This window comes from Streptomyces sp. NPDC059816, from assembly GCF_042732055.1.
GTDB lineage: Bacteria > Actinomycetota > Actinomycetes > Streptomycetales > Streptomycetaceae > Streptomyces.
Map to the genome: position 1 here is coordinate 1 of NZ_JBHWIQ010000007.1, position 26,090 is coordinate 26,090.

General features: G+C 74.3%; 18 protein-coding genes, 2 tRNA genes, 1 pseudogene and 1 riboswitch. Of the genes and pseudogenes, 10 read left to right on the plus strand and 11 right to left on the minus strand.

The window, feature by feature from the left end; translation table 11 throughout:
* Window positions 1-392: 392 nt before the first annotated feature.
* Window positions 393-941, minus strand: coding sequence for a MarR family winged helix-turn-helix transcriptional regulator (locus ACFV88_RS11315; protein WP_385488726.1), 549 nt, complete (start codon window positions 939-941; stop codon window positions 393-395).
* Between the two features lie 121 nt (window positions 942-1,062).
* On the opposite strand from ACFV88_RS11315, the gene ACFV88_RS11320 reads away from it, so the two are divergent.
* The gene (locus tag ACFV88_RS11320; RefSeq protein ID WP_385489382.1) at window positions 1,063-2,391 is read left to right on the plus strand and encodes an MFS transporter; all 1,329 of its coding nucleotides are present in this window, start codon (window positions 1,063-1,065) and stop codon (window positions 2,389-2,391) included.
* 84 nt (window positions 2,392-2,475) lie between these two features.
* Here the strand turns inward: ACFV88_RS11320 and ACFV88_RS11325 are convergent, their stop codons facing one another.
* Window positions 2,476-4,131, minus strand: a complete 1,656-nt coding sequence (locus ACFV88_RS11325) for a SpoIIE family protein phosphatase (protein ID WP_385488729.1) — start codon at window positions 4,129-4,131, stop codon at window positions 2,476-2,478.
* A 122-nt stretch (window positions 4,132-4,253) separates the two neighbouring features.
* A complete protein-coding gene (locus ACFV88_RS11330; RefSeq protein ID WP_385488732.1) occupies window positions 4,254-5,648 on the minus strand; it encodes an NAD(P)/FAD-dependent oxidoreductase in 1,395 nt (464 codons plus the stop codon).
* 398 nt (window positions 5,649-6,046) lie between these two features.
* Here ACFV88_RS11330 and ACFV88_RS11335 point away from each other — a divergent pair, with 398 nt between their 5' ends.
* The gene (locus ACFV88_RS11335; protein WP_385488734.1) at window positions 6,047-6,949 is read left to right on the plus strand and encodes a TetR/AcrR family transcriptional regulator; all 903 of its coding nucleotides are present in this window, start codon (window positions 6,047-6,049) and stop codon (window positions 6,947-6,949) included.
* A 736-nt stretch (window positions 6,950-7,685) separates the two neighbouring features.
* Complete coding sequence (locus ACFV88_RS11340; RefSeq protein ID WP_385489385.1) at window positions 7,686-9,770, plus strand: sigma-70 family RNA polymerase sigma factor; 2,085 nt, start codon at window positions 7,686-7,688, stop codon at window positions 9,768-9,770.
* Window positions 9,771-9,801: 31 nt separating this feature from the next.
* On the opposite strand, the gene ACFV88_RS11345 is transcribed toward ACFV88_RS11340, so the two are convergent.
* A complete protein-coding gene (locus ACFV88_RS11345) occupies window positions 9,802-11,934 on the minus strand; it encodes an asparagine synthase-related protein (protein WP_385488737.1) in 2,133 nt (710 codons plus the stop codon).
* A 1,034-nt stretch (window positions 11,935-12,968) separates the two neighbouring features.
* On the opposite strand from ACFV88_RS11345, the gene ACFV88_RS11350 reads away from it, so the two are divergent.
* The 4 genes from ACFV88_RS11350 (at window position 12,969) to ACFV88_RS11365 (ending at window position 18,373) form a co-directional block, all read left to right on the plus strand.
* Entirely contained in the window at window positions 12,969-14,393 is a 1,425-nt protein-coding gene (locus ACFV88_RS11350) for an MFS transporter (protein WP_385488739.1), read from the plus strand.
* A gap of 116 nt (window positions 14,394-14,509) precedes the next feature.
* On the plus strand, window positions 14,510-15,754 hold the full coding sequence (lhgO, locus tag ACFV88_RS11355) for an L-2-hydroxyglutarate oxidase (RefSeq protein WP_385488742.1): 1,245 nt from the start codon (window positions 14,510-14,512) through the stop codon (window positions 15,752-15,754).
* 293 nt (window positions 15,755-16,047) lie between these two features.
* Window positions 16,048-16,770 carry a tRNA (guanosine(46)-N7)-methyltransferase TrmB gene (gene trmB, locus ACFV88_RS11360; RefSeq protein WP_385489388.1) on the plus strand — a complete coding sequence of 241 codons (723 nt, stop codon included), beginning with the start codon at window positions 16,048-16,050 and terminating at the stop codon, window positions 16,768-16,770.
* A gap of 82 nt (window positions 16,771-16,852) precedes the next feature.
* Complete coding sequence (locus ACFV88_RS11365) at window positions 16,853-18,373, plus strand: PrsW family intramembrane metalloprotease (protein ID WP_385488744.1); 1,521 nt, start codon at window positions 16,853-16,855, stop codon at window positions 18,371-18,373.
* Here the strand turns inward: ACFV88_RS11365 and ACFV88_RS11370 are convergent.
* Entirely contained in the window at window positions 18,361-19,008 is a 648-nt protein-coding gene (locus tag ACFV88_RS11370) for a flavin reductase family protein (RefSeq protein ID WP_385488747.1), read from the minus strand. The genes ACFV88_RS11365 and ACFV88_RS11370 overlap by 13 nt on opposite strands.
* 65 nt (window positions 19,009-19,073) lie before the next feature.
* Here ACFV88_RS11370 and ACFV88_RS11375 point away from each other — a divergent pair, with 65 nt between their 5' ends.
* Window positions 19,074-19,793 carry an ArsR/SmtB family transcription factor gene (locus ACFV88_RS11375; protein WP_385488749.1) on the plus strand — a complete coding sequence of 240 codons (720 nt, stop codon included), beginning with the start codon at window positions 19,074-19,076 and terminating at the stop codon, window positions 19,791-19,793.
* A gap of 6 nt (window positions 19,794-19,799) precedes the next feature.
* Here ACFV88_RS11375 and ACFV88_RS11380 read toward each other — a convergent pair whose 3' ends face one another.
* The 4 genes from ACFV88_RS11380 to ACFV88_RS11395 form a co-directional block, all read right to left on the minus strand.
* Window positions 19,800-20,744, minus strand: a complete 945-nt coding sequence (locus ACFV88_RS11380; protein ID WP_385488752.1) for an aldo/keto reductase — start codon at window positions 20,742-20,744, stop codon at window positions 19,800-19,802.
* A gap of 262 nt (window positions 20,745-21,006) precedes the next feature.
* Window positions 21,007-22,110: a M23 family metallopeptidase gene (locus tag ACFV88_RS11385; protein ID WP_385488755.1), complete on the minus strand. Its 1,104-nt coding sequence runs from the start codon at window positions 22,108-22,110 to the stop codon at window positions 21,007-21,009.
* Between the two features lie 11 nt (window positions 22,111-22,121).
* A riboswitch (cyclic di-AMP (ydaO/yuaA leader) is annotated at window positions 22,122-22,265 on the minus strand.
* Between the two features lie 297 nt (window positions 22,266-22,562).
* A complete protein-coding gene (locus ACFV88_RS11390) occupies window positions 22,563-23,753 on the minus strand; it encodes a PP2C family protein-serine/threonine phosphatase (RefSeq protein WP_385488757.1) in 1,191 nt (396 codons plus the stop codon).
* 182 nt (window positions 23,754-23,935) lie between these two features.
* Window positions 23,936-24,009 (minus strand) — tRNA-Met (locus ACFV88_RS11395).
* Window positions 24,010-24,246: 237 nt separating this feature from the next.
* Here ACFV88_RS11395 and ACFV88_RS11400 point away from each other — a divergent pair.
* The gene (locus ACFV88_RS11400) at window positions 24,247-24,402 is read left to right on the plus strand and encodes a hypothetical protein (RefSeq protein WP_385488760.1); all 156 of its coding nucleotides are present in this window, start codon (window positions 24,247-24,249) and stop codon (window positions 24,400-24,402) included.
* A gap of 11 nt (window positions 24,403-24,413) precedes the next feature.
* Window positions 24,414-24,743, plus strand: coding sequence for a hypothetical protein (locus tag ACFV88_RS11405; protein ID WP_385488763.1), 330 nt, complete (start codon window positions 24,414-24,416; stop codon window positions 24,741-24,743).
* Between the two features lie 755 nt (window positions 24,744-25,498).
* On the opposite strand, the gene ACFV88_RS11410 is transcribed toward ACFV88_RS11405, so the two are convergent.
* Window positions 25,499-25,571, minus strand: a tRNA-Lys gene (locus ACFV88_RS11410).
* A 244-nt stretch (window positions 25,572-25,815) separates the two neighbouring features.
* A pseudogene (locus tag ACFV88_RS11415) lies at window positions 25,816-26,090 on the minus strand (RNA helicase); the annotation flags it as partial.

Below are 26,090 nucleotides of genomic sequence, written 5' to 3' on the forward strand. Positions count from 1 at the left end.
TCTCAAGGAACGGACGCTTCCTTTGTACTCACTCCAGCCATTCGGCTGAGGCTTTCCTCCGGGCGCTTCCCTTCGGTGTTTCCGACTCTATCAGACCTTTCCGATCCGATTCCCGGCCGGCGGGATTTCCTGCTCTGTCTTCCCGGCCTCGCGGCCGTTCCGACGTTTCAAACTCTAGCGGGTTTTCCCGGAGACTCATAATCGAGTGCTTCGGGCCCATGGAAATGAAATTCGGGCATGCCGAAAAAACTATCCCGTGGGAGGCCGTGCAAAGAGTTTGGTTGCCGCTGGTGCGGCGGGAGGTGCTGTCGCAGAACCGTTAAGGCTCGGTGACAACCCGGAGAACCTTACGGACCGGCGGAGCGACTGTCAACCGGCGCAGGTCAAGATCTTCAGTCGAGGTCGGTGAGGCGTCCGCCCGCGTCCGGCTGGGCGTGCTCCACCCGGCGCAGGAGGCGGGTGAGGACCTCCCCGAGGACGGTGCGCTCCTCGGTCGACAGGTCCTGGAGCAGGTCCTCCTCGAAGACCGCCGCCAGCTGCATGGCCTCCAGCCACTTCTCGCGGCCGTGGCCCGTCAGCTCGATGATCACGCGGACCCGGTTGGTCTCGTCGCGCTCGCGGGTGACCAGACCTTCGCCGACCATGCGGTCGATGCGGTGGGTCATTGCGGCGGGAGTGAGTCCGAGGCGCTTGGCGAGGTCGCCGGGGCCCAGTTGATAGGGGGCGCCGGAAAGGACGAGGGCCTTGAGGACCTCCCATTCGGCGTTGCTCATGCCGAGGGTCGCGGTCTGGCGGCCGTAGGCGACGTTCATGCGACGGTTCAGGCGGCCCAGGGCCGAGACGATCTTCTCGACCTGGGGGTCGAGGTCCTGGAACTCGCGCTGGTAGGCGGCGATCTGTTCGTCGAGGCTCGGCTCGCCCTCGGCCGGGGTGTGAGGCATGGCCGCAGTATGGCACGAACCCACTTGGCGTTGAAGTCCTTCTGTGTGTATTGTTAAGCCTCTAACTTTAGCTTCTAAGTCTTCATGTCTAAGTCTAAGGCAGGTGAAAGTGAGCAGGGCGATGGGCGCGGCGATGCGCCGGATCCAGACGGGGAGCGCGCTGAGTGCGTTCGGCATCGGGTTCACGGTTCCGTTCCTCTATGTCTATGTAGCGCGGGTGCGGGAGCTGGGGCCGACGACGGCGGGACTCGTGCTCGCCGCGTTCGCGGTGGCCGCGTTGATCGCCCTGCCCTTCGTCGGTCGGGTCATCGACCGACGGGGGCCGCTGCCCGTGCTGGTCGCCGCTTCGGTGACGGCCTCGGTGGGTGCGCTCGCCCTCGGCATGTCGAGCACTGCGGCGACCGCGGTGCTCTCCGCCGCCGTGCTCGGTGCGGGAACCGCGGTGATGCAGCCGGCGCTGGCGACGATGATCGTGTGGTGCTCGGAGCCGCAGCAGCGGACCCGGGCGTTCGCCACGCAGTTCTTCCTCCAGAACCTGGGTCTGGGTGTCGGTGGGCTCATCGGCGGCCAGATCGTCGACGAGCACCGGCCGTCCAGCTTCACCACGCTGTTCCTGATCGAAGCCGTGATGTTCCTGGTGCTCGGAGCGATCGCCGCCGGGGTGCGGATGCCCAAGGGCGAGGGGCTGTCGGGCGGTGCCGTGCAGGGTGGTCAGCGCGGGGGCGGGCTGCGGGCGCTGCTCAAGCACCGGGCGATGGTGCAGCTGATGGTGCTGGGGTTCGTCCTGTTCTTCGCCTGCTACGGACAGTTCGAGTCGGGTCTGTCGGCGTACGGCGTGGAGGCGGCGGGCATCTCGCCGTCGACGCTGGGCATCGCCCTGGCCGCGAACACCGCGGTGATCGTGATCGCGCAGTTCGCGGTGCTGCGGTTCGTCGAGTACCGCAAGCGTTCCCGGGTGATCGCGTCCGTCGGCCTGATCTGGGCGGTGGCGTGGGCCGCAGCGGCGTACGCGGGGCTGGGGAACGGGAGCCAGGCGATGGCGACCGCCGCGTTCATCTCCACCTACGCGCTGTTCGGGCTCGGTGAGGCGCTGCTGTCGCCGACCGTGGCGCCGCTGGTGGCGGACCTCGCGCCGGGCGGGATGGTGGGCCAGTACAACTCGGTCTTCGCCCTGGTGAAGCAGTTGGCCCTGGCGGTGGGTCCGGCGGTGGGCGGCCCGATGGGCGCCTCGCTGCACGGTCCGTACGTGGTGACGTTCTTCCTGTTCTCGTTGGGCATCACCTATCTGGCGGTGCGGCTGGGGCGGGAGCTGACCCCGGAGCAGAACCAGCCGTCGTTGGTGGCGCCCCGGGTGGTGGCCCTCGGCAAGCCCGAGCAGGCCGGCAAGCCGGAGCAGGTCGGCAAGCCGGAGCAGGTCGGCAAGCCGGAGCAGGCGCCCGCGACGGTGTAGTGGATCAGGTCGGTTCGCAGCGGCGGTGTCCCCGGGTGAGTGCCCGGGGACACCGCCGTTTCGCGTGGCCGGTGGGGTGCTGGGTCAGGTGGTCGGGAGGGTGAACTCGCACCAGACGGCCTTGCCGCCGCCGGGGGTGCGGCGGGCGCCCCAGGCGGTGGCGATGGTGGCGACGATCGCGATGCCGCGGCCCGCTTCGTCGGCCGGTTCGGCGCGCCGGCGCCGGGGCAGGTGGTCGTCGCCGTCGGTGACTTCGATGATCAGGCGGCGGTCGGTGCGGCGCAGCCGCAGCCGCATGGGTGGGGTGCCGTGTTGGAGGGAGTTGGCGACGAGTTCGCTGGCGGCGAGGACGCCCAGGTCGTGCAGGTCGGGCGGGAAGCGCCAGCTGGCGAGGACGCCGGAGGCGAAGGCGCGGGCCCGGGGGGCCGCCTCGACGCCGCCGAGGAGTTCCAGGGCGGCGTTGCGGAACAGTTCGCCGTCGGGTCCGGTGCGGGCCGGGTGCTGGAGGACCAGGACGGCGACGTCGTCGTCGTGGTCGGCGGTGACTCCCGCGGTGCGGATGAGTCGGTCGCAGACCACCTGGGGAGTGCCGGTGGCGCCCGCGAGGGCGCGTTCGAGGGCGGAGACGCCTTCGTCGATGTCCTCTCCGCGGCGCTCGACGAGGCCGTCGGTGTAGAAGACGGCGGTGGAGCCGGGGGCCAGGGGGACGGTGCCCGAGGTGTGGAGCCAGCCTCCGGTGCCCAGCGGCGGTCCGGTCGGTTCGGCGGCCCGGTGGACGGTGCCGTCCTCGTCGCGGACGAGGATCGGCAGGTGGCCGGCGGAGGCGTGGACGAGGGTGCCCTCGTTGGGGTCGTGGACGGCGTAGGCGCAGGTGGCGATCTGGTTGGCGTCGATCTCGGTGGCGAGTCCGTCGAGGAGTTGCAGGATCTCGTGGGGCGGGAGGTCGAGGCGGGCGTAGGCGCGTACGGCGGTGCGCAGTTGTCCCATGACGGCCGCGGCGCGCACGCCCCGGCCCATGACGTCGCCGATGACGAGGGCGGTGCGGCCGCCGCCGAGGGTGATGACGTCGTACCAGTCGCCGCCGACGGCGGCTTCGGTGCCGCCGGGGTGGTAGGTGGCGGCCACCCGTAGGTCGTCGGGTTCTTCCAGTTCCTGGGGGAGCAGGGAGCGCTGGAGGGTGACGGCGGTTTCGCGTTGGCTGCGTTCGCCCGCGCGGAGGCGTTCGGCTGCTTCGGCGTGGTCGGTGACGTCGGTCGCGAAGATCATCACGCCTTTGTCGTGGTCGCCGTCGTGGCCGGTGCCGGGGATGGCGAGGGGGGTGCAGGTGAAGGTGTAGGAGCGGCCGTCGGGGGCCTTGCGGGACTTGACGGTGCGGGGTTTGGCGCTGCGCAGGACCTGGTCGAGGAGGGGGAGCAGGCTGAGTTCGTCGAGTTCGGGCATGGTCGCGCGGGCGGGGCCGCCGGTGGTGCGGTCGCCGAAGGCGGTGGTCCAGGCCTCGTTGACGTACAGCAGGTGGTGGTCCGGGCCGTGGAGGAGGGCGACGAGGGCGGGGACGCGGTCCAGGGTCTCGTTGACGGCGAGGGCCGCGAGGGCGGTGGCGGCGGGGCCGGTCGGGTGCTCGGCGCGGGCCGCGGGCAGGGGGCTGTCGCCCCGTGGTGCCGGGGAGGCGCTGTGTTCGGTCCGGGCGGCGGCGCGGCGCTGCGTTCCGGGGAGCCGGGCGCTCCAGCGCGTGAAGTTCACTGGGTAGAAGCCTCGTGGGGTCGAGGGGCGGGCGGGCCGCCCGTGGGTCGCGGGAGCCAGTCTGACCGAGGGAGCCGACATTCGTCAGACGTCGGGCGGTCGGGGTGAGTTCCGCGCCGGGGTCAGGACGACCCCTTCGGGTCATCGGGCGGGGTGCGTCCCGCTGCGCGTTCGAATTCGGCTCGGGGGTGTTCGAGGGAGCCGAGGGAGACGATCTCGCGGGTGAAGAGGCCGCCGAGGGTCCATTCGGCGAGGACGCGGGCCTTGCGGTTGAAGGTGGGCACCCGGCTGAGGTGGTAGGCGCGGTGCAGGAACCAGGCGGGGTAGCCCTTGAACCGGCGGCCGTAGAGGTGGGCGACGCCCTTGTGGAGGCCGAGGGAGGCCACGGAGCCGGTGGTGCGGTGTGCGTACGTCTTCAGGGGGCGTCCGTCGAGGGCGGCGGTGATGTTGTCGCCGAGTACCCGGGCCTGGCGCAGGGCGTGCTGGGCGTTGGGGGCGGTGTACGTGCCGGGGGCGGTGACGTCGGGCACCGCTGCGGCGTCACCGGCGCCCCAGGCGTGGGGGACGCCGGCGACGGTCAGTTGTGCCGTGCATGCGAGCCGTCCCGAACCGGTCAGCGGGAGGTCGGTCGCGGCGAGCAGGGGGTGCGGTGCGACGCCGGTGGTCCAGACGAGGGTGCGGGTGGGCAGTCGGGAGCCGTCGCTGAGGGCGGCGACGCGGCCGGTGCAGCTGTCGAGGCGGGTGCCCAGACGGACGTCGACCCCGCGTCGTCGCAGTTCGCTGACGGTGTAGCGGCCGAGGTCGGGGGCGACTTCGGGGAGGATGCGGTCGGTCGCCTCGACGAGGACCCATTTCATGTCGTCGGCCGTGACGTTGTGGTAGTGGCGCGCGGCGTAGCGGGCCATGTCCTCCAGTTCCGCGAGGGCTTCGACGCCGGCGTAGCCGCCGCCCACGAACACGAAGGTGAGGGCGGCGTGGCGGACGGCGGGGTCGCGGGTGGAGGAGGCGATGTCGAGTTGTTCGATGACGTGGTTGCGCAGGCCGATGGCCTCTTCGACGGTGCGGAAGCCGATGCCGTTCTCGGCGAGTCCGGGCACGGGGAGGGTGCGGGAGACCGATCCGGGGGCGAGGACCAGTTCGTCGTAGGTGACGGTGGTGGTTCCGGTGCCCTCGTCGGCGGTGGCGAGGGTGCTGATCGTCGCGGTGCGCCGGGTGTGGTCGACGGCGTGCGCCTCGCCGATGACGACGCGGCACCGGTCGAGTACCCGGCGGAGGGGGACGACGACGTGGCGGGGGGAGATCGAACCGGCGGCCGCCTCGGGGAGGAAGGGCTGGTAGGTCATGTACGGGTCGGGGGTGACCACCACGATCTCGATCTCGCCGCGCCTGATCCGCGCCGCGAGGTTCCGCTGGAGGCGCAGGGCTGTGTACATCCCGACGTACCCGCCGCCGATCACGAGGACGCGGGTGGCGGGCGTCGGTCCGGGGGGTGTGCCCGGCGGGTTGGCGGCCTTCACCCACCCATGACGCAACGGGCTCGGGAGTTTGTCCACAGGCTGAGCAATTTGTGTGACCGGAAGTCGGCGGGAAGACGTCAGGAACGGGCCATGCGGGGTGCTCGGCGTGTCGGCCGTGTTCTCCGTGGATGCGCAGGTCAGGGCAGGGGGGTGCGGTCGGGGTCACCCCCCAATAGGGGCGTAAGCGGGGCGTACTCCGATCGGGCGGAACGTGTGGCGGAACGTGCCCCTTCTGAATCGCCCCCTGCTCAACTATGTTCGTGTGATGTCGGGGTGTCGGGGGACACACTCGACGGGCCCACCCACGGGGGCCCGTCCCACGCGCTCGGTCCCTCCTGCCCCGGCTGCCGACGGCGGGGAGAGTCTCCGGGGGGAGACGTCTGAATCCGGGGGAACACATGCATACGCAGGATCAACAGTGGACGAACGCGCCCACCATGACGGCGAGTACGCCCGGGGGGACGTCCGGTGCGCCGGCGGGCGGCCTGGTCCGGGGGGCGTCGGACGGGGGGCGCACGGCGCCGTTGCGGGTGGACGCCCAGCGCAATCTGGAGCACGTGCTGCGCGCGGCGCGCGAGGTGTTCGGTGAGTTGGGGTACGGGGCGCCGATGGAGGACGTGGCCCGTCGGGCCCGGGTCGGCGTCGGCACGGTGTACCGGCGGTTTCCCAGCAAGGACGTGTTGGTGCGGCGGATCGCCGCGGAGGAGACGTCCCGGCTGACCGATCAGGCGCGGGCGGCCCTGGGGCAGGAGGAGGAGCCCTGGTCGGCGCTGTCGCGCTTCCTGCGGACGTCCGTCGCCTCGGGCGCGGGGCGGTTGTTGCCGCCGCACGTGCTGCGGGTGGGCGCTGGCGAAGAGGGCACCGCGGGCACGGAAGGCACGGCGGGCGCGCCCGTCGAGGGTGCGGGGGCGGCTCGTGAGGAGTGGGACGAGGCCCGGGTGCCGCAGCAGCGCAGTGCGGGAGGCGGGGAGTCGGTCCTCGGGACGGCGGGGTCTTCCGGTGTGCCGGGGACGGTCGGTGTCACGGGGACGGCCGGGGTGGCCGGGGTGGCTGAGGCTTCCGGCGGCGCTGCCGAGCCGTTGGGCGGGGACACCGGGGTCGGTGCGCTGCTCGACGTGGTGGGGCGCTTGGTGGAGCGGGCCCGTTCGGCGGGTGAGTTGCGGGGCGACGTGACGGTGTCGGACGTGCTGCTGGTCATCGCCACGGCGGCCCCGTCGTTGCCCGATCCGGATCAGCAGTCCGCGGCTTCGGCTCGGTTGCTGGACATCCTGTTGGAGGGGCTGCGGTCGCGGCCCTCCTGACGGTGGGCGGGGGTCCGGGCGTGGCCCTCGCGTTCGGCGGGTGAGCGGGGTGGGCTCGGTGACTCATGGGCTGGCCCCGCTTCCGTCCGGGTGGGGGGTGCGGGCGCCCGGCGGGGATCCGTGGGAGTAAACCGGCCAAAAGCCGGATCGGGCACGAGCGGCGATTTTCGGGCACGCGCGACCAAATCCCTGCGCTCCTCGGGCACTTGACATTCATGGCCGAAAGTCGTTGGCCGGAATGCGATGCCTCGGATGAGTGGCTGACGGGGTGATCCCCCGAGGCCGTGACAGCGGTGTGGCACCCTTGCCCGGTGGTCGTAGAGTGTGCGGGCGGGTGCTTTCCGTGATGGACGTGGACGGGCCGGAAGAGCCGAGAGGCGGCGGGACCAACGGTTCCGCGGCGCGTCAAGTGCCCAGCCAGGGCGGCCCGAACGGACCGGGCGGGCCCGGTGGAGCGGACCGGAGCGCAACGGGTGACGGCTCTGGTGCCGACGCCACGGGCGCGGACGGCGCGGACGAGGGCATAGCGAGTCAGGCCGACGCGCTCCCTCGTGCCGGCACGACGCCCTCCGGCGCCACACCGTCCCCGGTTGCCACGCCGCCCCCGGTGGCCCCACCTCCCGTCGACGCACCTTCCGTCGACACGGCTCACGTAGCCACGACTCCCGTGGACACGTCCGCGCCCATCGCACCGCCGGCCACCGCACCGCCGGCCCCCGAGCCCGCGACCGTCCCGCTGTCGGCCGTACCGTCGCAAGCCGCACCGCCAAGGGACGCTCCGCCCCGGGGCGCCGCAGCACCGGTTGCCCCGCCGCAGGCCGCTTCGCCCCGGGCCGTCACGGCGCCCACTTCGCCGAAGCCGGGCGTCCCGTCACCGGGCGCCCCGTCGCCGACCCTGTCGGTCGTCCCCGACAGCAAGGCGGGGGTGCCGCAGCAGCGGGAGCCGCGCGGGTCCCGTCGCGGGGAGCACGCGGCGGACGAGCCGGACGGGCCGCCCGCCTCCGGCGACCTACCGGCCGCGGACGCCGATCTGATCGGGCGGATGCGCGCCGGCGACGACTCGGCGTACGAGGAGCTGTACCGCCGTCACGCCCAGGCCGTGCGCCGGTACGCACGCACCTGCTGCCGGGACGGGCACACCGCGGACGACCTGACGGCCGAGGTGTTCGCGCGGATGCTCCAGGCGGTGCGCGGCGGCTCCGGCCCCGAGCACGCCGTGCGGGCCTACCTCCTCACCACGGTCCGACGGGTCGCGGCCGCCTGGATGAAGTCGGCCAAACGTGAACAATTGGTCGATGACTTCGCGGTGTTCGCGGCACAGGCCGCGCGCGGCTCGGAGGTCGCCGACGACACGGCCGTGGACGAGGGCGCCGACGTCCGGGCCATGCACGAGGCCGAACGGTCCATGGCGATGCGGGCGTTCCGCAGCCTGCCCGAGCGGTGGCAGGCCGTGCTGTGGCACACCGAGGTCGAGGACGAGTCGCCGAGCGAAGTCGCCACGCTGTTCGGGCTCGACGCCAACGGCACCCGGGTACTGGCCAGCCGGGCCCGGGAAGGGCTCAAGCAGGCGTACCTCCAGGCCCATGTCAGCGAGGCGCTGACCACCAACGAGGAGTGCGCCCGGTACGCGGACCGGCTCGGTGCGTACGCCCGGGGCGGGCTGCGGTCGCGGGCCGAGCGCGGGCTGCGCAAGCACCTGGAGGAGTGCGTCAGGTGCCGGCTGGCGGCCGGACAGATCAAGGAAGTCGCGGGCGGTATCCCGGCGGTGGTGCCCATCGCGGTCATCGGCTGGTTCGGTGCCGCCGGGTACGCGAAGGCCGCGGCGTTCGTCGGGGGCGGCGCGGCCGCCTCCGCGGCGAGCGGCGCCGCCGCCGCCACCGGCTCCGGTGCAGGTGGCGGCGGGGGGTCGGCCGGGGGCGGCGGTGCGCTCTCCGAGGCGGTCGGCGGGCCCGTCAAGGCGGGCATCGGGGCGGCGGTCGCCGTCGCGGCGGCCGTGGCCGTGGCGTTCGCGCTGGTCGGTGGTGAGGCGTCGCAGCCGGACCGGCCGCGGGCCAAGCCGCCGGTCTCGCAGCCCGGTGAGGCGCCGCCCGTCGCCGCGCCCGCACCGGCGCCCCGGCCGCCCCGGCCCGCGCCCGTGGTGCCCGTCGAGGAACCGGAGCCGGCGGCCGAGCCGGAGCCGACCCCGGAGGAGCCCGCCCCCGCGTCCTCGGCCCCCGAGGAACCGTCGCCGGAGGAACCGGCGCCGACGCCCTCGCCGAGTCCGTCCCCGTCGCCCGAGCCGAGCGCACCCGCGCCCGAGCCGACCCCGTCCACCGAACCGACGCCGCCACCGGAGCCGACGCCCACCCCGTCAGCCGAACCGCCGAGCCCCTCGGCCGAGCCGCCGGCCCCGGTGGTCTACGAGTTGAGCGACCTCGCCTATGCGGGCACCGGCGACGGGACGGGGCCCGAGTTGCGTCCCGGGGAGAGCAGTTGGGTGTGGCAGCGGCACGGGCTGGCGATCGGCGGACAGTCCTACGCCCGCGGGGTGACCGTGCACGGGCAGTCGTCGGTGACCGTCGACCTCAACCGCGCGTGCCGGGCCTATGACGCCGTCGTCGGGGTGGACGACCTCGCGCTGGGGGTCGGCAAGGTCCGGTTCTCCGTCTACGCGGACGGGGCGCAGGTGTGGACGTCCCCGTTGTTGGAGGGCGGTGCGCCGGGCGTTCCCGTGCACGTCGACCTGAGCGGGCGGTCCACGATCCGGCTGGTCGTCGAACCGCACTCGGTGTTCGACGTGTTGGTGCTGTCCGACTGGGCGCAGTCCCGGTTCAGCTGCTGACGGGCGCGCGCCCGGTGTGCGGGGGCGCGCGTCAGGGGCGGGCGGCCGTGCCGAGGGCGCCGCGGGCGGCGACGACCGTGCCGGTGGGCACCGCGCGCTGCCGGGCGGGCGTCCCGGTCCAGCAGGTGCCGCGGCGGGCGAGCAGCCGGCGGAGCCAGAGTTCGACGGAGACCAGGTCGGCGAGGCCGTCCAGCGGGAGGGGTTCGCCCTCGGCGGCGGCCCGCAGCGCCTTGCGGACGACCCGGGCCTCCACGAGTCCGGCGTCCGCGAGCAGCGGGGTGTCGAAGAGCGCCATCAGATCGGGGAGGGCGACGTTCAGTCCGGTGCGGGCGGCGGTCGCCTGGGGGGCGTGCGAGGGGGTGCCCCAGCCGGGCGGGAGGTCGGTGACGCCGGCGCCCTCCAGGACGCTGCGCAGGATCTCGGCGCGGGCCCCGGGTCGCACCCGGAGGGCTTCGGGCAGGGCGCGGCAGGCGCGTACCACCTGGTTGTCGAGGAAGGGGGCGTGCAGGCGTTGGAACCGGATCTCGGCGGCCTGTTCCAGGACGCGCAGGTCGGCGGCGTGGCGGGCGAGTGCGGCGCGGGCCCGGAAGTCGCCGGGGCGTTGGCCGGGTCCGGGGCCGGGGCGGCCGGCGGCGCTGTGGATGCGGCCGGAGACCTCGGCGAGCGCTTCCCCGGTGAGCCAGCGGGCGGCGGGTCCGGGTCTGGCCCAGGTGAGGGCGGCGAGGGAGGCGCCGACGGGGCCGGGGGGTTCGTCGAGGCGGCGGCGCAGCAGTTGTTCGGCGAGGCCGTCGACGCCGGTGCGGTAGGAGGTGCGGGCGAGGCGGCGGGCCGCGCCGTACACCCGGGCGGGGACGAGGACGGAGACGGAGCCGTCGGCCTTGCTGAGGGCGGCGACGGGCCGGACCAGGTGGCGCCGTTTGCGGTCGAGGAGGAGGTCGGCGAGGCGGGCGGGGTGGGCGTCGAGGACTTGGCGGGCGCCGTGGCCGGTGAAGTGGTCGGCGCTGCCGGAGGCCAGGCGGGCGCGGTGGCGGGCGGCGGTGGTGAGGGAGGGGCCGGGTTCGTCGGTGAGGGGGCCGTCGAGGTCGACGTAGGGGAGGGCTTCCTCGCCGCCGGCGACGACGACGTGGTGCAGTCGGGGGTCGGCGGCGAGGGCGCCGGCGCGGGCGAGTTCGTCGCCGGGCCGTTCGCCGGGTCGGGCGCTGGGGGCGGCTTCGTCGCGGGCGGCGAGGTCGTTGAAGGTGACGGCGAGGAGGCGTTCGCCGGCGCCGGTGCCGTGGCCGAGGACGGTGCCGGGGACGCCGGGGAGTCCGGCGGCGAGCAGGGCGAGGGTGGCGGAGGCGGGGCCGCCGGAGAGGTCGGCGCCGATGCCGGGGGCGGGGGTGCCGCGGGCGGCTCGGCGCTCGGCGGGGCCCATGCCGGGTACGGGGCCGGGGTCGGTCATCGCGGCGGGGACGTGTCGGGGGGCCGAGAGGCGGGCGCGCACGGCTTCGACGAGGGCGTCGCGGACTCCGTCGACGGCGCTGGTGGCGTCGGTGGGCGGGGCGGCGACGGCGAGGGAGGTGACGGGGTCGTAGCCGGCGATCTCGCGGGCGCCCTGGCGCAGGATCAGGGCGTGGCCGGGCGGGATGCGGCGCACTCCGAGGTAGGGGGTGGAGTCGTGGAGGGCTTCGGGGACGTCGGGGGCGGCGAGCAGGGCGGCGAGGTGGCCGATGTCGAGGTGGGCTTCGACGAGGTCGGCGAGGGGGAGGGCGGCGGTCGCGTAGGCGGTGCCGTCGGACCAGGGGGTGTGGAAGACGGGGCGGGCGCCGGCGAGGTCGCCGGCGACGGTGATCCGGCGGCCGGCCTGGACGACGGCGGTGTAGCTGCCGGACCAGGCGGTGAGGTGGCGCAGGGCGCCGCCGCGGGCGGCGATGAGTCCGAGGCGGAGTTCCTCGTCGGTGGCGCCGCAGGTGCCGAGGACGGCGAGTCGGGTGCGGGGGTCGGCGGTGACGGTGCGGATCTCGTCGGGGCGCCAGTCGCCGACGGCCCAGAGGGGGTCGGGGTCGCCCCACAGGAGTTGGGAGCCGACGGGTTGGACGGTCTCGCCGTCGGGTCCGGTGGTGCCGGCGCCTTCGGGTCCGGACGTGCCCGCGGTGGCCGTGCTCCACCCCACCAACCACCGCATCGTCGCCTCCACAGGCTGTGGACAACCAGTGCACCGTACGAACCGGGACCATGCTGCCACGAAGCGGGTGCACGGGATTGCCGTCGCAGCAGCTTGCGCTGCCGCACCACGCGCCCCCGGTGAGCGTCGTGCGAGCCCTTCGCGCCCCTCGCGCGATCTCCGGCCGCCCGGTCGTGGGCGTCCGTTCCCGGCGGCACGCACGGGTCACCTGGTGTTCCCGGTCTTTCCGCTGACGGTACGTCACGTCGTTTACTACAGCGGCCTGGTGGGCCGGATGGGTCCGTAGCTCGGCGGTGCGGGTCGGCCCGTGGGGGGAGACGCATCCGGACCCACTCGGGATGCTCGCGGGGGCCGGGCGGGTGTATGCGGGCTACCGGGGGGTACGGTTACCGGCCCCGGTCGCGCGCGGGCCCCGAGCGGGTGGTCACGCGCCCGCTGGAGCCGGAACCGCGCCGGAACCGCGGTGCGGAAGGGGCTGTTGGTCGTGGTGCGGACGGCCGCGACCGCTTCGGTGAGCGGATGAACAGCGGGCCGATAGGGGCGATTTTCGGCCAACTTGGCACGCTCAGCCTGCCGAAGGGCCCCAATGCGGACCGTTACGGGCACAACGCACAGTCCGGGAGGTGGTGTTCACCTCCCGGACCGGTCCGCCACCCGCGGGGATGAAGGCGGCGGTGTCCCCCAGCCCACTGGAACCTGTTCAGCGGGCCGACCCACGCACCATCCATGGAACCCATCCGTGTCTCGTGGGAGAAGAGCGCACGGACGGGCGCACGGCCACACGGATGGAGCACGCGGTGACCGGGGGGCGGACGCGGCACGCGCCACAATCTCGCCATCCGGAACTATGCCTCTTAACGCATGGGATGCGCCGAACTACGCTGTGTGTGTCTGTGTTTCACAGGGGCATATACCTCTGGGTACGGCCATCCGCTCATGCGGGGAGCCACCCGGGGCGTGCCCCCGGGGGGCACGGCGCGAATGCCGCGCGGTCACCACCGCCGCGGCAGCCGTCTGTGTCGAGGGGTGGCGCAATGTCCAGGGAGCAACGCGGGCCGAACGAGAAACTCGGCGCCGTTCTCGCCCTCGCGGGAATCAGCAACGCCGGACTCGCCCGGCGGGTCAACGACCTGGGCGCCCAGCGCGGGCTGACGCTCCGCTACGACAAGACCTCCGTGGCCCGTTGGGTGTCGAAGGGCATGGTGCCGCAGGGCGCCGCCCCGCACCTGATCGCGGCGGCCATCGGACAGAAGCTGGGCCGACCGGTGCCCCTGCACGAGATCGGCCTGGCCGACGCCGATCCGGCGCCCGAAGTGGGCCTCGCGTTCCCCCGGGACGTCGCCGCGGCCGTGAAGTCGGCGACCGAGCTGTACCGGCTCGACCTCGCCGGCCGCCGAGCCGGCAGCGGCGGCATCTGGCAGTCGCTCGCCGGCTCCTTCGCCGTGAGCGCCTACGCCACGCCCGCGTCCCGCTGGTTGATAACCCCGGCCGACTGCTCCGTGGCACGGGACGCGAGCCCGGCCGAGGACAGCGCCTCGGCCCTGAAGGTCGGCCACAGCGACGTGACCAAGCTCCGCGAGGCCGCGGAGGACGCGCGCCGCTGGGACTCCAAGTACGGCGGCGGCGACTGGCGTTCCTCCATGGTCCCCGAGTGCTTAAGGGTGGAAGCGGCGCCCCTGCTGCTGGGCTCCTACTCCGACGAGGTGGGCCGCGCCCTGTTCGGCGCCGCCGCCGAACTGACCCGGCTCGCGGGCTGGATGGCCTTCGACACCGGGCAGCAGGAGGCCGCCCAGCGCTACTACATCCAGGCGCTGCGCCTCGCCCGCGCGGCGGCCGACGTGCCGCTGGGCGGATACGTGCTGGCGTCCATGTCGCTCCAGGCCACGTACCGGGGCTTCGGCGACGAGGGCGTGGACCTGGCGCAGGCCGCCCTGGAACGGAACCGGGGCCTGGCCACCGCCCGCACGATGAGCTTCTTCCGGCTCGTCGAGGCGCGGGCGCACGCCCGCGCCTCGGACGCGCAGGCCGCGGGGGCGGCGCTCAAGGCCGCCGAGGGCTGGTTGGAGCGTTCCCGGGACGGCGACCACGACCCGTCCTGGCTCGGCTTCTACTCGTACGACCGGTTCGCCGCCGACGCCGCCGAGTGCTACCGGGACCTCAAGGCCCCGCGCCAGGTGCGGCGCTTCACCGAGCAGGCCCTGTCGAGGCCCACCGAGGAGTTCGTCCGCTCGCACGGGCTGCGGCTCGTGGTGTCGGCCGTCGCCGAACTGGAGTCGGGCAACCTCGACGCGGCGTGCGCCCAGGGCGTGCGCGCGGTCGAGGTCGCCGGGCGGATCTCCTCCGCCCGCACCACCGAGTACGTACGGGACCTCCTGCACCGGCTGGAGCCCTACGGGGACGAGCCCCGGGTGGTGGAGCTGCGGGAACGGGCCCGTCCGCTGCTGATGGCGCCGGCGTAGCGCCCGCTCGCCCACGGGCCGGTGCGCCCCCGCTGCCGCCCCCGTTCCCGCCCCGTCCCGACGTGACCTGTGTCAAAGCCGGCCCCGTCGGGTTTGACGCCCCTGTCAGTGGCGCAGTGCATTATCGGGAGCGGGAGGTGAGGCGCGTGGTGGCGTACGACTGCGAGGTGCTGGTGATCGGCGGCGGGATCGTCGGGCTGTCGACGGCCCATGCGATCACCCGGGCCGCGCCCGGGACCAGGGTCACCGTGCTGGAGAAGGAGCCGGGCCCCGCCCTCCACCAGACCGGCCGCAACAGCGGGGTGATCCACAGCGGGGTCTACTACCGCCCCGGTTCGCTCAAGGCGCGGTACGCGGTGGCGGGCGCCGCCGAGATGGTGAAGTTCTGCGCCGAGCACGACGTCCCCCACGAGGTCACCGGCAAACTGATCGTCGCCACCGCCCGGCAGGAGCTGCCCCGGCTGCACGGCCTCGTCCAACGCGGCCGGGAGAACGGCATCCCCGTGCGGGAGCTGGGCCCCGCGCAGATCACCGAGGCCGAACCGGAGGTGCGGGGGATCGCCGCGATCCACGTCGGCACCACCGGGATCTGCGACTACGGGGCGGTCGCCCGCCGGCTCGCCGAGCTGTCCGGTGCCGAGATCCGCTACGGGGCCGAGGTCGTCCGCATCGACCGCCGCGCCGACCGCGGGGTCGCCGTGCGCACCGCGGCCGGCGAGGTGGTGCGCGCCCGGGTCCTGGTGAACTGTGCGGGACTGCACTGCGACCGGATCGCCCTGCTCGCCGGCGACGACCCGCAGATGCGGATCGTGCCGTTCCGCGGCGAGTACTACGAGCTGGCCCGGCCCGAGCTGGTGCGGGGCCTGGTCTACCCGGTGCCCGATCCGGCGTTCCCGTTCCTCGGGGTGCACCTGACGCGCGGCGTCGACGGCGGGGTGCACGTCGGACCCAATGCGGTGCCGGCGCTCGCCCGCGAGGGCTACGACTGGGGCACGCTGCACCCCGGGGAACTCGCCGGGACGCTCCTGTGGCCCGGGTCCTGGCGGATAGCCAGCCGGCACTGGCGCTACGGCGGCGGCGAGCTGCGCCGCTCGCTGTCCAAGAAGGCGTTCACCCGGGCGGTGCGGCGCCTACTGCCCGCCGTCACCGAGGACGACCTGATACCGACCGCGGCCGGCGTCCGGGCCCAGGCCGTGCTGCGGGACGGCACCCTCGTCGACGACTTCCTGCTGCGCGAGGGCCCCCGTACCGTCCATGTGCTGAACGCGCCCTCGCCCGCCGCGACGGCCTCGCTGCCGATCGGTCGGGAGGTCGCGGGGCGCGCGCTGCGGATGCTCGAAGCGGCGGGCGCCCGTCGCTGACCGGGACGGTGCCCGCCCGGCCCGGACCCGGTGCACGCCGGTGGACGGTGGGGGTGGGACGCACGGGACGCGGGGGCCGGCGGGGGCTCCGTAGAATCGCTGTCACTGTGTCCGAGCATGACGAATCACCCCAGACGCCCCGGCCGGCCCCGCCCGCCGGATCCGACGCGCCCGACGCGCCCGCGACTGCCGATGCCGGGTCCACCGACGCCGGGGCCGCCGGGGCCGCTGACACCACGGCCACCGGCACCGGCACCGGGGACGCCTCGCCCGGCCGGCCCGCCCGCTCGCGGATGTTCCCGCCCGGCGAGGGCCCCGCGCCCGACCCCGCCGGAGCCCACTTCGACCGCCGCATCCGCAGCTTCCAGCCGCGCCGCAGCCGGGTCACCCGGGGTCAGGAAGACGCGATCCGGCGCCTGTGGCCCGCCTGGGGCCTGGACGTCGACGGCAGCCGTGTCCTCGACCTGGACGAACTGTTCGACGGACTGCCCGTCGTGCTGGAGATCGGCTTCGGCATGGGCGAGGCGACCGTACGGATGGCCGCCGCCGACCCCGGCACCGGAATCCTCGCCGTCGACGTGCACACCCCCGGCCAGGGCCATCTGCTGGGCCTCGCCGAACAGGCCGGACTCACCAACGTACGGGTCGCCAACGGCGATGCGATCATCCTGCTGACCACCATGATCCCGCCCGCCGCGCTGGCCGGGCTCCGGGTGTACTTCCCCGACCCCTGGCCCAAGAAGCGGCACCACAAGCGACGCATCATCCAGCCGGAGTTCCTCACGCTCGCCGCGAGCCGGCTGAAGCCGGGCGCCCTGCTGCACTGCGCCACGGACTGGGAACCGTACGCCGAGCAGATGCTCGACGTGCTGACCGCGCACCCCGACTTCGAGAACACCCGGGCCGACGGCGGCTTCGCGCCACGGCCCGCGTTCCGTCCCCGCACCCGGTTCGAGGGGCAGGGGCTGGACAAGGGGCACCTCGTGCGCGACGTCCTGTTCCGCAGGTCCGCCTAGGCACGTCCGGCCGGGCCCGCGGGGTCCTCCGGGCACCACGCGGCATCGCGCGAGCGCCGGGTGGAGCCTTAGGGTCGGGGCAATGGCCCTCACCCCTGTGCACCGCCCGACCGGGGACGACGACCCGTCCGGTCCCGCGCGTGCGCCCGCCGTCGTGCCGGACCACCCCGTCGGAGCCCCGGCCCCCGCCGCCGCCCCGACCCCCGTCGGCCCTGCGGCCCCGCCCCGCACGCCCTGGTGGCGACGGCGCGGCGTACGGATCGGTGCGCTCACCGGGGTCCTCGCCCTGTGCGGGGTGGTGCTGTTGGCGCTGGTGCGCGAGCAGACCGGGAACGAGGGGTTCCTGGTGGGGCTCGGGCTGGCGGTCCTGCCGGTGCCGCTGCTGGTGGCCGCCTTCCGCTGGCTCGACCGGGTGGCCCCGAGGTCCTGGCGGGACCTGGGCTTCTGCTTCGCGTGGGGTTCCTGCGCCGCCGCGCTGATCTCGATCGTCGCCAACAGCTTCGCCACCCACTGGATCGCCGACCGGACCGCGGACCCGGACGGCGCGGACACCCTCGGCGCCACGGTGATAGCGCCCGTGGTCGAGGAGTCCGCGAAGGCCGCCGCGATCCTGTTGATCTTCCTCTTCCGGCGACGGGGCCTCACCCGGCTCGTCGACGGGCTGGTGGTCGCCGGGGTCACCGCGATCGGGTTCGCGTTCACCGAGAACATCCTCTACCTCGGCACCGCCTTCGACACGGACCGCAGCAACGGGGACGCCGGACTGGCCTCGATGACCGCGCTGACCTTCTTCGTCCGGGTGGTGATGTCACCCTTCGCCCACCCGCTGTTCACGGTGCTGACCGGCATCGGCTTCGGGCTGGCCGCGCAACTCGCGCCCCGGCTGCGGGTCCGCCGGGCGCTCGCCCCCGCCGCGGGCCTCCTCCTGGCGATGGGGCTGCACGCGCTGTGGAACGGGTCCACCACCTTCGGGGACTTCGGGTTCTTCGTGGTGTACGGGGCGGTCATGATGCCGGTGTTCGGGCTGCTGACCTGGCTCGCCGTCTGGGCCCGGCAGCGCGAGCTGCGCATCCTCCGTGCGGAGTTGCCCGCGTACGTGGCGGCGGGCTGGCTCGGTCCGCCGGAGCCGGTGGCCCTCGGTTCGATGCGGGCCCGACGGCTCGCCCTGGACCACGCCCGGCGCCACGGCGGCCCCACGACGCGGCAGACGGTGCGCGCGTACCAGGAGTACGCGACGGCCCTGGCGTTCCTGCGGCACCGGGGCGACCGGGGCGGGGCGGGCGCCGACTTCGTCGTCCGTGAACGGGCGCTGCTGGACGCGCTGTGGGAACTGCGGCGGTGGGCCCGCCCCTCGCTGGCCCACGCTGCCTTCATGACGGCGCCCCGGGCCCTGGCGCACCCGCCCTACGCGTACCCGACGCCGTACGGAGCCCCCGCGGCACCCGGGTACGCGTACCCCACCGCGTACGGCGTTCCGGCAGGGTACGGGTACCCCGCGCCGTACGGTGTCCCGCCGGGCCAGGGCACCCCGTACGGTCACGGACACCCCACCCCGTACCGTCCGTACGGCGGTCCCGGCGGTCCCGGACCCTACGGGGCGTAGGGGGCGCCGGTCCCGGGTCGGCTGCGGGGCGTCCGCGACCGTGCGCTGTGGCCGAGTTCGGGCCCGAGCCCGAAGTAGTGGCGGAAGTTGTAGACGAGCGGGGTCCAGGCGGCCGGGTCGACGTGCTGGGTACCGGGCACGGTGATCCCCTCGACCGCGTGCACCCGCAGCACCCCGCACTCCACGATCAGGAACTCCCCGTCGGCGTCGTGCCGCACGGCCGTCGCACGGGCCTCCAGGTGCAACGGGCACTCCCCCACGCGGGGCGGCGCGACCAGGTCGGAGGGGACGGGGGTGAGTCCCGAGGCGGTGAACTTGTCGGGTTCGTGGACGACGGCACCGCGCGGGTCCCCGGGCACCCGCCCCCGCCCGCTCAATCCGCCCAACAGCTCCACCTGGGGCCACAGCTGCGGCCCCGGCAGACTGAGGACGAGGTCGTGCCGGCCGGCGATCAGGTTGTGGCCGGTCCGGCCGTCCGGGCCGATCCCGAGCACCACCGTCTGTCCCAGCGCCCAGGCCGACGAGAGGGGCGCCAGGTTCGCGGAACCGTCCTCGTTGCAGGTGCTGAGCAGGACGACGGGCGTGCCGAAGTAGAGGATGCTGGGGGTGATGGTCACCGTGTCGGTCGTGTTCACGGTACGGACCGTAGGCCGCGGACGTTTCGGCCGACGCCGAAGCGACGGGGCGGGAGGATCGGTCGATGGACCCACGTGAAGCCGGGCGGGACCTCGCCGCCGTCGCCGCCCAGCTGGCCGACACCACCCGTGCGGCGTTCTGTCTGGCCCTGCTGGACGGACGTCGCTGGACCGCCGGCGAACTGGCCCGGCACACGGGCGTGGCCCCCTCGACCGCCACCGGACACCTGCATCAGCTGGTGGCCTCGGGACTGCTGGTCGAGGAGCGCCACGGGCGCCACCGGTACGTCGCCCTGGCGGGGCCGGAGGTCGCGGAGCTGGTCGAGTCGCTGGCCGCGCTGAGCCCGTACCGCCCGGTGGCGCCGCGTTCCCTCGGCACGGCCCGCCGGAGCCGGGCGCTGGCCCGCGGCCGGACCTGTTACGACCACCTCGCGGGTGCCCTCGGCGTCGCCGTCACCGAGGCGTTGACCGAGCGCGGGCTGCTCGACGACCGCGGCGGACTGGCCCTGACCGCGGACGGCCGACGGTGGTGCGACGCGTTGGGCCTCGACGTGCCGGCCGGTCGCCGGCCCGCGGTGCGGTCCTGTCTGGACCTCACCGAGCGCCGTCCCCATCTGGCGGGTGCGGTCGGCGCCGCGTTCTGCCGGCACGCCTTCGACCGGGGCTGGATCACCCGGGTCGACACGAGCCGCGCCGTCGCCGTCACCGCCGAGGGCCGGGACGCACTGCGCCGACACCTCGGGCTGGACACCGCGGCCGGTCCCGTCACCCCCGCCCCGGGCTGAGCGGGCTCAGGCGGACGCCTCCGTCAACAGGGAGAGTTCCGCGTCCGTCAGCTCCAGGTCCGCCATCGCGAGGAGAGCGGTGAGCTGTTCGGGGGTGCGGGCGCTCGCCAGCGGAGCGGCGATGGTCGGGCGGGAGGCCAGCCAGGCGAGGGCGATGGTGGCGACCTCGGCGCCGCGGTCGCGGGCGACCGTGTCGAGGGCGGCGAGCACCCGCTGACCGCGCACGGTCGTCAGATGGGCGGCCGCCGAACCGGACCGCGCGCTGTCGACGCTCGCTCCGGGCCGGTACTTGCCGGTGAGGAAGCCGGAGGCGAGGGCGAAGTAGGGCACGGACGCGAGCCCGTTGCGGGAGGCCACCTGCTGGAGGCCGCCCTCGTAGGTGTCCCGGGAGACCAGGTTGTACTCGGGCTGGAGGACGGCGTACCGGGCCAGGCCCTCGCGGTCGGAGAAGTCGAGGGACTCCTGGAGCCGTTCGGGGGTCAGGTTGGACGCAGCGACGGCGCGCACCTTGCCCGCGGTGACCAACTCGTCGAGGGCGGTGACGATGTCCTCGACGGGGACGGAGAGGTCGTCGAAGTGCGTGTAGTAGACGTCGATGTAGTCGGTGCCCAGCCGGGTGAGGGACGCCTCCGCGGCGGCCTTGATGGTGGTGGGCGACAGGCCCTTGTAGGCGGGGTGGGCGCCGACCTTGGTGGCGACGACGACCTCGTCGCGGTTGCCGCGCGCGGCCATCCACCGGCCGATCAGGGACTCGGACTCGCCGCCCTGGTTGCCGTCCGCCCAGACGGAGTAGGAGTCGGCGGTGTCGACGAAGTTGCCGCCGGCGCCCGCGTAGGCGTCGAGGACGGCGAAGGTCTGGGAGGTGTCCGCGGTCCAACCGAAGACGTTGCCGCCGAGGGCGAGCGGGAAGACATCGATACCGGACGGGCCCAGCGGGCGCAAAGTGCTCATGGCCCCAGTCAACACCGTGACCCCCGCGGCCCCTTCCCGGGGACCGGCGGCCCTGACATCGGAGGGTGAACGCCAGGACCGTCGGCACCCGGACGTGGGGGATGACCCGCCTCGCGGCCGTGCGTCGCACCGGACGTGGGCGGTGCCCGGCCTCGGTGGGGGACGGGGGTACGGGGTGTGCGGGCGGGGTGCGCCGGAGCGCCGGACTTTCGTCCGGCGCCGCCCGGCCCGCGCCACCGCGGCCCGCCCGTCGACCGGTTGACTAGAGGCTGAGGCCCTTGCCGCGCAGGTAGGCGGCCGGGTCGATGCCCGCGCTGCCGCCGCCGGGGTGGACCTCCAGGTGGAGGTGGGCACCGGTGACGTTGCCGGTGCCGCCGACGCGGCCGATGACCTCGCCGGTGGTGACCTTCTGACCGACGCTCACACCGATCGACGACTGGTGGGCGTACCAGAGTTCGGTGCCGTCGTTGAGGGTGAGGACGGTGCGGTAGCCGTACGAACCGGACCAGCCGGCCTCGGTGATGGTGCCGCTGCCGATGGCCTTCAGGGGGGTGCCGGTCGGGGCGGCGAAGTCAAGACCCGTGTGGGAACCGGAGGACCACATCGCGCCGGACTGCCCGTAGGTCGAGGTCAGCGTGTACGAGGAGAGGGGGAGGGAGAAGCTCTTGGCGAGCTTGGCGATGCGTTCCCGCTCGGCCTTGGCCTTCGCCTCGGCCGCCGCCTTCGCGCGCTCGGCCTCCTTCTTCTTCCGCTCGGCTTCCTTCTTGGCCTTCGCCTCGGCTTCCTTCTTGGCCTCGACCTTCGCCTCGGCGGCGGCGGCGTCCTTGGCGGCCTTCTCCACGGCGGCCTTCTCGGCGGCGGCGCGGGTGGCGCTGTCGGCCTGGTCCTGCTGCTGCTCGGCCTGCTGCATGATGCGGGCGCGCAGGGCCTCGCCGGCGTCGGTGGTGCCCTGGGCGGTGTCGGCGCTGGTGACGCCGGCGCCGGTGAGCGGGGCGACGGCGGGTGCGGCGGCCTGGGTGGCGGTGTCCGCGGAGGAGTCGCCGGGCATGATCGAGCCGATGTCGGGCATCGATATCTTCACGGCCGGCTTGCCGCCCTGCGCGGTGGCGATGCCGCCCGCGCCGACCGCGGCGATGACGCCGACGCCGAGGACGGTGGAGCTGCGGGCGAGTCCGCCGCGCTGCTTGGCGACGCGGTGCCGACCACGAACGGGTCGGACGGTGTCGGCGGTCGGGTTCCAGACCTCGTGGGTCTCGCCCTCGGTCACATCGGGTCCGAAGACCCGGCCGTAGGGGGAGGAGGAGGCCCCGTCCTCGGCCGATTTCGGCACGTAGGGAGCTTCGGGGGCAGGCCGATTGGACGCCACTGAGGCGTACTCCTTTCCTTCCTTCTCGCCTACCGGGTTAGCTGACGGGTTCGGAGCAGGAAGGTCTCCTACGGGCGTCCTTGGGGAAAGGCTGCCCGATTCACCCCATGGTGGTGGTTCCCCGGTTCCCTTGCGGAATTCGGCGCGTGCGCACGGCGCCGACTCTGGTGACGGCTGGGACGACCGCGCTGCGTTATCGAACGTTAATAGACCCGGGGGCCGGATTCCAAGCGTTTCCGGTTGATCGTTCCGGCCGACGGCCGGGACTTATCGGGACACGGGCGGGCGGAACCGGGCGAGTTGACAGTTGGACAATATTCCCCGACGCAGAGAACTTTCTCTGACGGTGGCTCAGTTGTTATCGCCGGAGAGGGGTCCGTCACGGGGTGTGAGTGAGCGGCCCGGGCGGGGTGACGATGTGACAGGAGTGGCAGGAGTGGCGTGCCGGGTGTTCAGGGCCGGCGGACCGCGAGCAGCGCCAGGTCGTCCTCCGAGCCGCCCCCCGTGTGCTGGACGACGTCGTTGATGACGACGGCGAGCAGGGCGTTCGGACCGGGGAAGGTCCGGCCGCGCAACCGCGCCACCGGGTCGTAGAACTCTCCGTGCGCGTCCCGCGCTTCGGAGAGTCCGTCGGTGTAGCCGAGCAGGGTCGTACCGGAGGGGAAGGGCGCCTCTTCGCAGCGGTCGGGCCACACCCCGAGGTCGGCCATGCCCAGGGGCAGCGCCGGGCGGCGCGGGTCCAGGACGGTCAGGGAGCCGTCCGGGGCGAGCAGCAGGGGCGGCGGGTGCCCCCGGTTGAGGACCCGTACGACGTCCTGCCCGTGCGGGAGTTCGGCGAGGACGGCGGTGGTGAACCCCTCGAAGTCGTCGACCCCGCGCCGACGGGTGCCCTCCCGGGCCAGGGCGCGTTCCAGCCGTCGGGCCACGGCCTCCAGGGTCGCTTCCTGCTCGGCGGCCTCCCGGAACGCGCCGATGAGCACCGCGACCGCGGAGACCGCGGTGATCCCCTTGCCCCGCACGTCACCGACCACCAGCCGGACCCCGTGCGGGGTGTCCTGCACGGCGTACAGGTCGCCCCCGATGGACGCGTCGGCCTGCGCGGCCTCGTAGCGGGCGGCGACGTCGAGGCCGCCGATCCGGTCGGCGGGCTCCGGCAGCACGGCCCGCTGGGCGGCCTCCGCGATCTCCCGTGCGGAGGCGAGCCGGGCGTTGCTGCGCCGGGCGAGGCCGTTGATGACGACGGCGAGCACGGACACCGTCACGATGGTCGCCAGGTCGGTGATGGCGTCGGCCCGCGCCAGACCGCCGTCCGCGGACCGCTCGCCCACCGAGGCGGCGCAGGCCATCAGCCCGACGGCCACGGTCCCGCGGCGTCCGTAGAAGGGCGCGGCGGCCAGCGGTGCGGCGGCGAAGAGGGGGGAAGCGGTGAGGTGCAGCGGGGTGAGCTCGTCGTAGAACAGTCCGATGACGATCAGCAGGACGGGCAGCACCCGCACGAACCAGCGGCCCCGGCGAGCGGTCCGACGGTGCCGGCCCGTACCGGGCACCGGGTCCGGTACGGGGTCGGGCGCCGCCTCCGGTACGGGTTCGGGCACCGGGTCGGGGGACCCGGCACCGTCGGTCGGCTCGCCTCCGTGGCCCACGTACCGTCTCCCGCCGCCTCCGTGCCCGTCACCGCCCGCCCCCCAGGTTCGCCCCGCCGGGGGCCCGGAGCGAGCCGTACGGGCCGTACGGGTGAGCGTGGACGACCGGCGGCGGCCACGCGGACGTCGCCCGGACGCACCGAAGGCCCGGAAGCACTGGGCTTCCGGGCCTTCGGCCTGAGTAGCGGGGACAGGATTTGAACCTGCGACCTCTGGGTTATGAGCCCAGCGAGCTACCGAGCTGCTCCACCCCGCGTCGGTAAACCCGACTCTACACCACTTGGGCGGCCGGACCACCATCCGTTTCCGCAGGCAGCGGCCCGGACACCGATCCCTCCCCCGCCGCCGGTACGAACGGGCGCGCGGTCCGAACGCGTACGGAACGGTGCGCCGGACGGGGTACGTCAACCGTGCCGCCCGTGCCCCTGCCCGGTTCGGGTGGTGCGGTGCCGGATTCCCGGTGGCGCCCCGGCCCGTCCGCCATCCTGGACGGATGAGTGACGAGACCTGCCCGGCCTGCGGCGGCACCGGACTCACCGAGCACGAACAGCACACGGTGGAGACGGACGAGGACGGCCGTCAGAAGCCGGTCGTCCGACGATGGACCGGTGCCTGCGGAACCTGCTCCGGGACCGGCCAATCCCACTAGGAGACCCACACATGCGCACGTGGTACGTCTGCCTGGGCTGCACCGCCCGATACCTACCGCCCGAGTCCGCTCCCACCCCGGCGTCCGCCGCGCAGCCGTCCCGGCCGCGGCGGGCCCGGACCGGCGGGTCGGGCGCTCCCGTCGCCTGTCCGGAGCCCGGTTGCCGGGAGAAGGCCGCCCGGATCGTCGACAGCATCGGCGTGCCCGCCGAGACCGTCGCCCGGTGGGCCCGCAAGGCGGCCGGGCTCGACGGCGACCGGCGCACCCCCCGCGGGCACCGGCCCGCCCGGGGCCGACGCTCGGCCGCCGGCCCCGGCGCCGCCCGCAGCAAACTGCTCTGAGGTCTCGCCCCCGCCCGCCACGGACGGGCGAAGCCCGGGGCGCACACCCCCGCCGTCGCGGGCCCCGCGGTGGGGGACGGTCACGGGGCGCCCGCGTCCGTGGTCTGCTGGCCCGGTGAACGCCGCACGCACCGGGCACCGCCGCCCGGACCCCCGGTACGCCCCGCTCACCCCGGCCCATGCCACCGCCTGGGGCCACTACGTCACCCACGCCACCGGCTGCCGCGTCTGCGCCGACGGCGATCCGAGGGACTGTCCCCGGGGGCGCGAGCTGCGTCGGGCCTGGCGCGCGGCCGGTCGCGGGCGGGTCCACGCGCCGTGCGCCGCTTGCCTGTTGGCGCGGATCGCGGGCCGCCCCGACCCCGAGCACGGGTGCCTGGGCAGCACCCGGCTCCGGGTGAAGGGCCTACGGCTCCGCCTCCCCGGCCGCCGCGTCCCGTGCCCCTGCCCCTGCCGGGGTGCGGGAGGAGCGGGGGGCGCGGGGGGCGCGGGGGGCGGCGGGCCACGACGCCGCGCTCAACGGCGCTGACGCAACTGCTGGGCGACCAGCACCACGGCCAGCCGGAGCAGCGCCGCCCCGGCTGATGTCCCGGAGCAGTCGGGCCACTTCGTCGAGCCCGGTTGCGGAACGCGCCCGGTCGGCCAGGGCGTCGGAGGAGCCGGCGTCGGCGCCCACGCCGAAGCGCCCCACCCGGCGACAACCGGGTGGGGCGCTTCCTCGCAGGCGATGGGCACCAGCCCGGTCCCGCGTGCGGTAGGCCGTGTGGGACTCGAACCCACAACCAATGGATTAAAAGTCCACTGCTCTGCCAATTGAGCTAACGGCCCGCTACCCCGCAGCATAGCGGGGCGCCGGGGGCGGACGGGGGCCTGTCCCCCGGTGGTGGCGGGGTGGACGGCCCCGGGGTCGGTCCACGAACGGAACGGGACCCGCCCGCGAGAGGGCGCGGGGTCATCCTGGCACTTCCGACGGCCCGCCGCGCACCGTTTTTCGGGCTCCGTCCCCCGGACAACAACGAACCGGGTGCCCTCCCCGCGGGGAGGGCACCCGGTTCAGCCGGTGGTGACGGGATCAGCCGTTGCGCTTCCAGCGCGGCTTGTCGTCGCGGCGGTTGAAGCCGGAGCCAGAACCGGAGCCCGAACCGGAGCCGGCGCCACGGTGGTCGTCACGACGGCCGTACGGGCGGTCGTGACCAGCGGGACGGTCGTGACCGGAGGGACGGTCGTCGCGGCGGTCACGGTTGAACGGACGGTCGCTGCCCCGGTGGCCACCGGAGGGGCGGTCGTCACGGCGGAAGCCGCCGCGCTCGGGGCGGTCGCCGTCACGGCGGTCGCGGGAGAAACCGC

Bases quoted from the DNA above. Each gene is read 5' to 3' on its own strand.
- ACFV88_RS11405 (WP_385488763.1), top strand. From the start codon at position 24,414: ATGCGCACGTGGTACGTCTGCCTGGGCTGCACCGCCCGATACCTACCG.
- ACFV88_RS11345 (WP_385488737.1), bottom strand. From the start codon at position 11,934: ATGCGGTGGTTGGTGGGGTGGAGCACGGCCACCGCGGGCACGTCCGGA.
- ACFV88_RS11335 (WP_385488734.1), top strand. From the start codon at position 6,047: ATGCATACGCAGGATCAACAGTGGACGAACGCGCCCACCATGACGGCG.
- ACFV88_RS11380 (WP_385488752.1), bottom strand. From the start codon at position 20,744: ATGAGCACTTTGCGCCCGCTGGGCCCGTCCGGTATCGATGTCTTCCCG.
- ACFV88_RS11320 (WP_385489382.1), top strand. From the start codon at position 1,063: ATGGGCGCGGCGATGCGCCGGATCCAGACGGGGAGCGCGCTGAGTGCG.
- ACFV88_RS11375 (WP_385488749.1), top strand. From the start codon at position 19,074: ATGGACCCACGTGAAGCCGGGCGGGACCTCGCCGCCGTCGCCGCCCAG.
- ACFV88_RS11350 (WP_385488739.1), top strand. From the start codon at position 12,969: ATGTCCAGGGAGCAACGCGGGCCGAACGAGAAACTCGGCGCCGTTCTC.
- trmB (WP_385489388.1), top strand. From the start codon at position 16,048: ATGTTCCCGCCCGGCGAGGGCCCCGCGCCCGACCCCGCCGGAGCCCAC.
- ACFV88_RS11315 (WP_385488726.1), bottom strand. From the start codon at position 941: ATGCCTCACACCCCGGCCGAGGGCGAGCCGAGCCTCGACGAACAGATC.
- ACFV88_RS11400 (WP_385488760.1), top strand. From the start codon at position 24,247: ATGAGTGACGAGACCTGCCCGGCCTGCGGCGGCACCGGACTCACCGAG.
- ACFV88_RS11365 (WP_385488744.1), top strand. From the start codon at position 16,853: ATGGCCCTCACCCCTGTGCACCGCCCGACCGGGGACGACGACCCGTCC.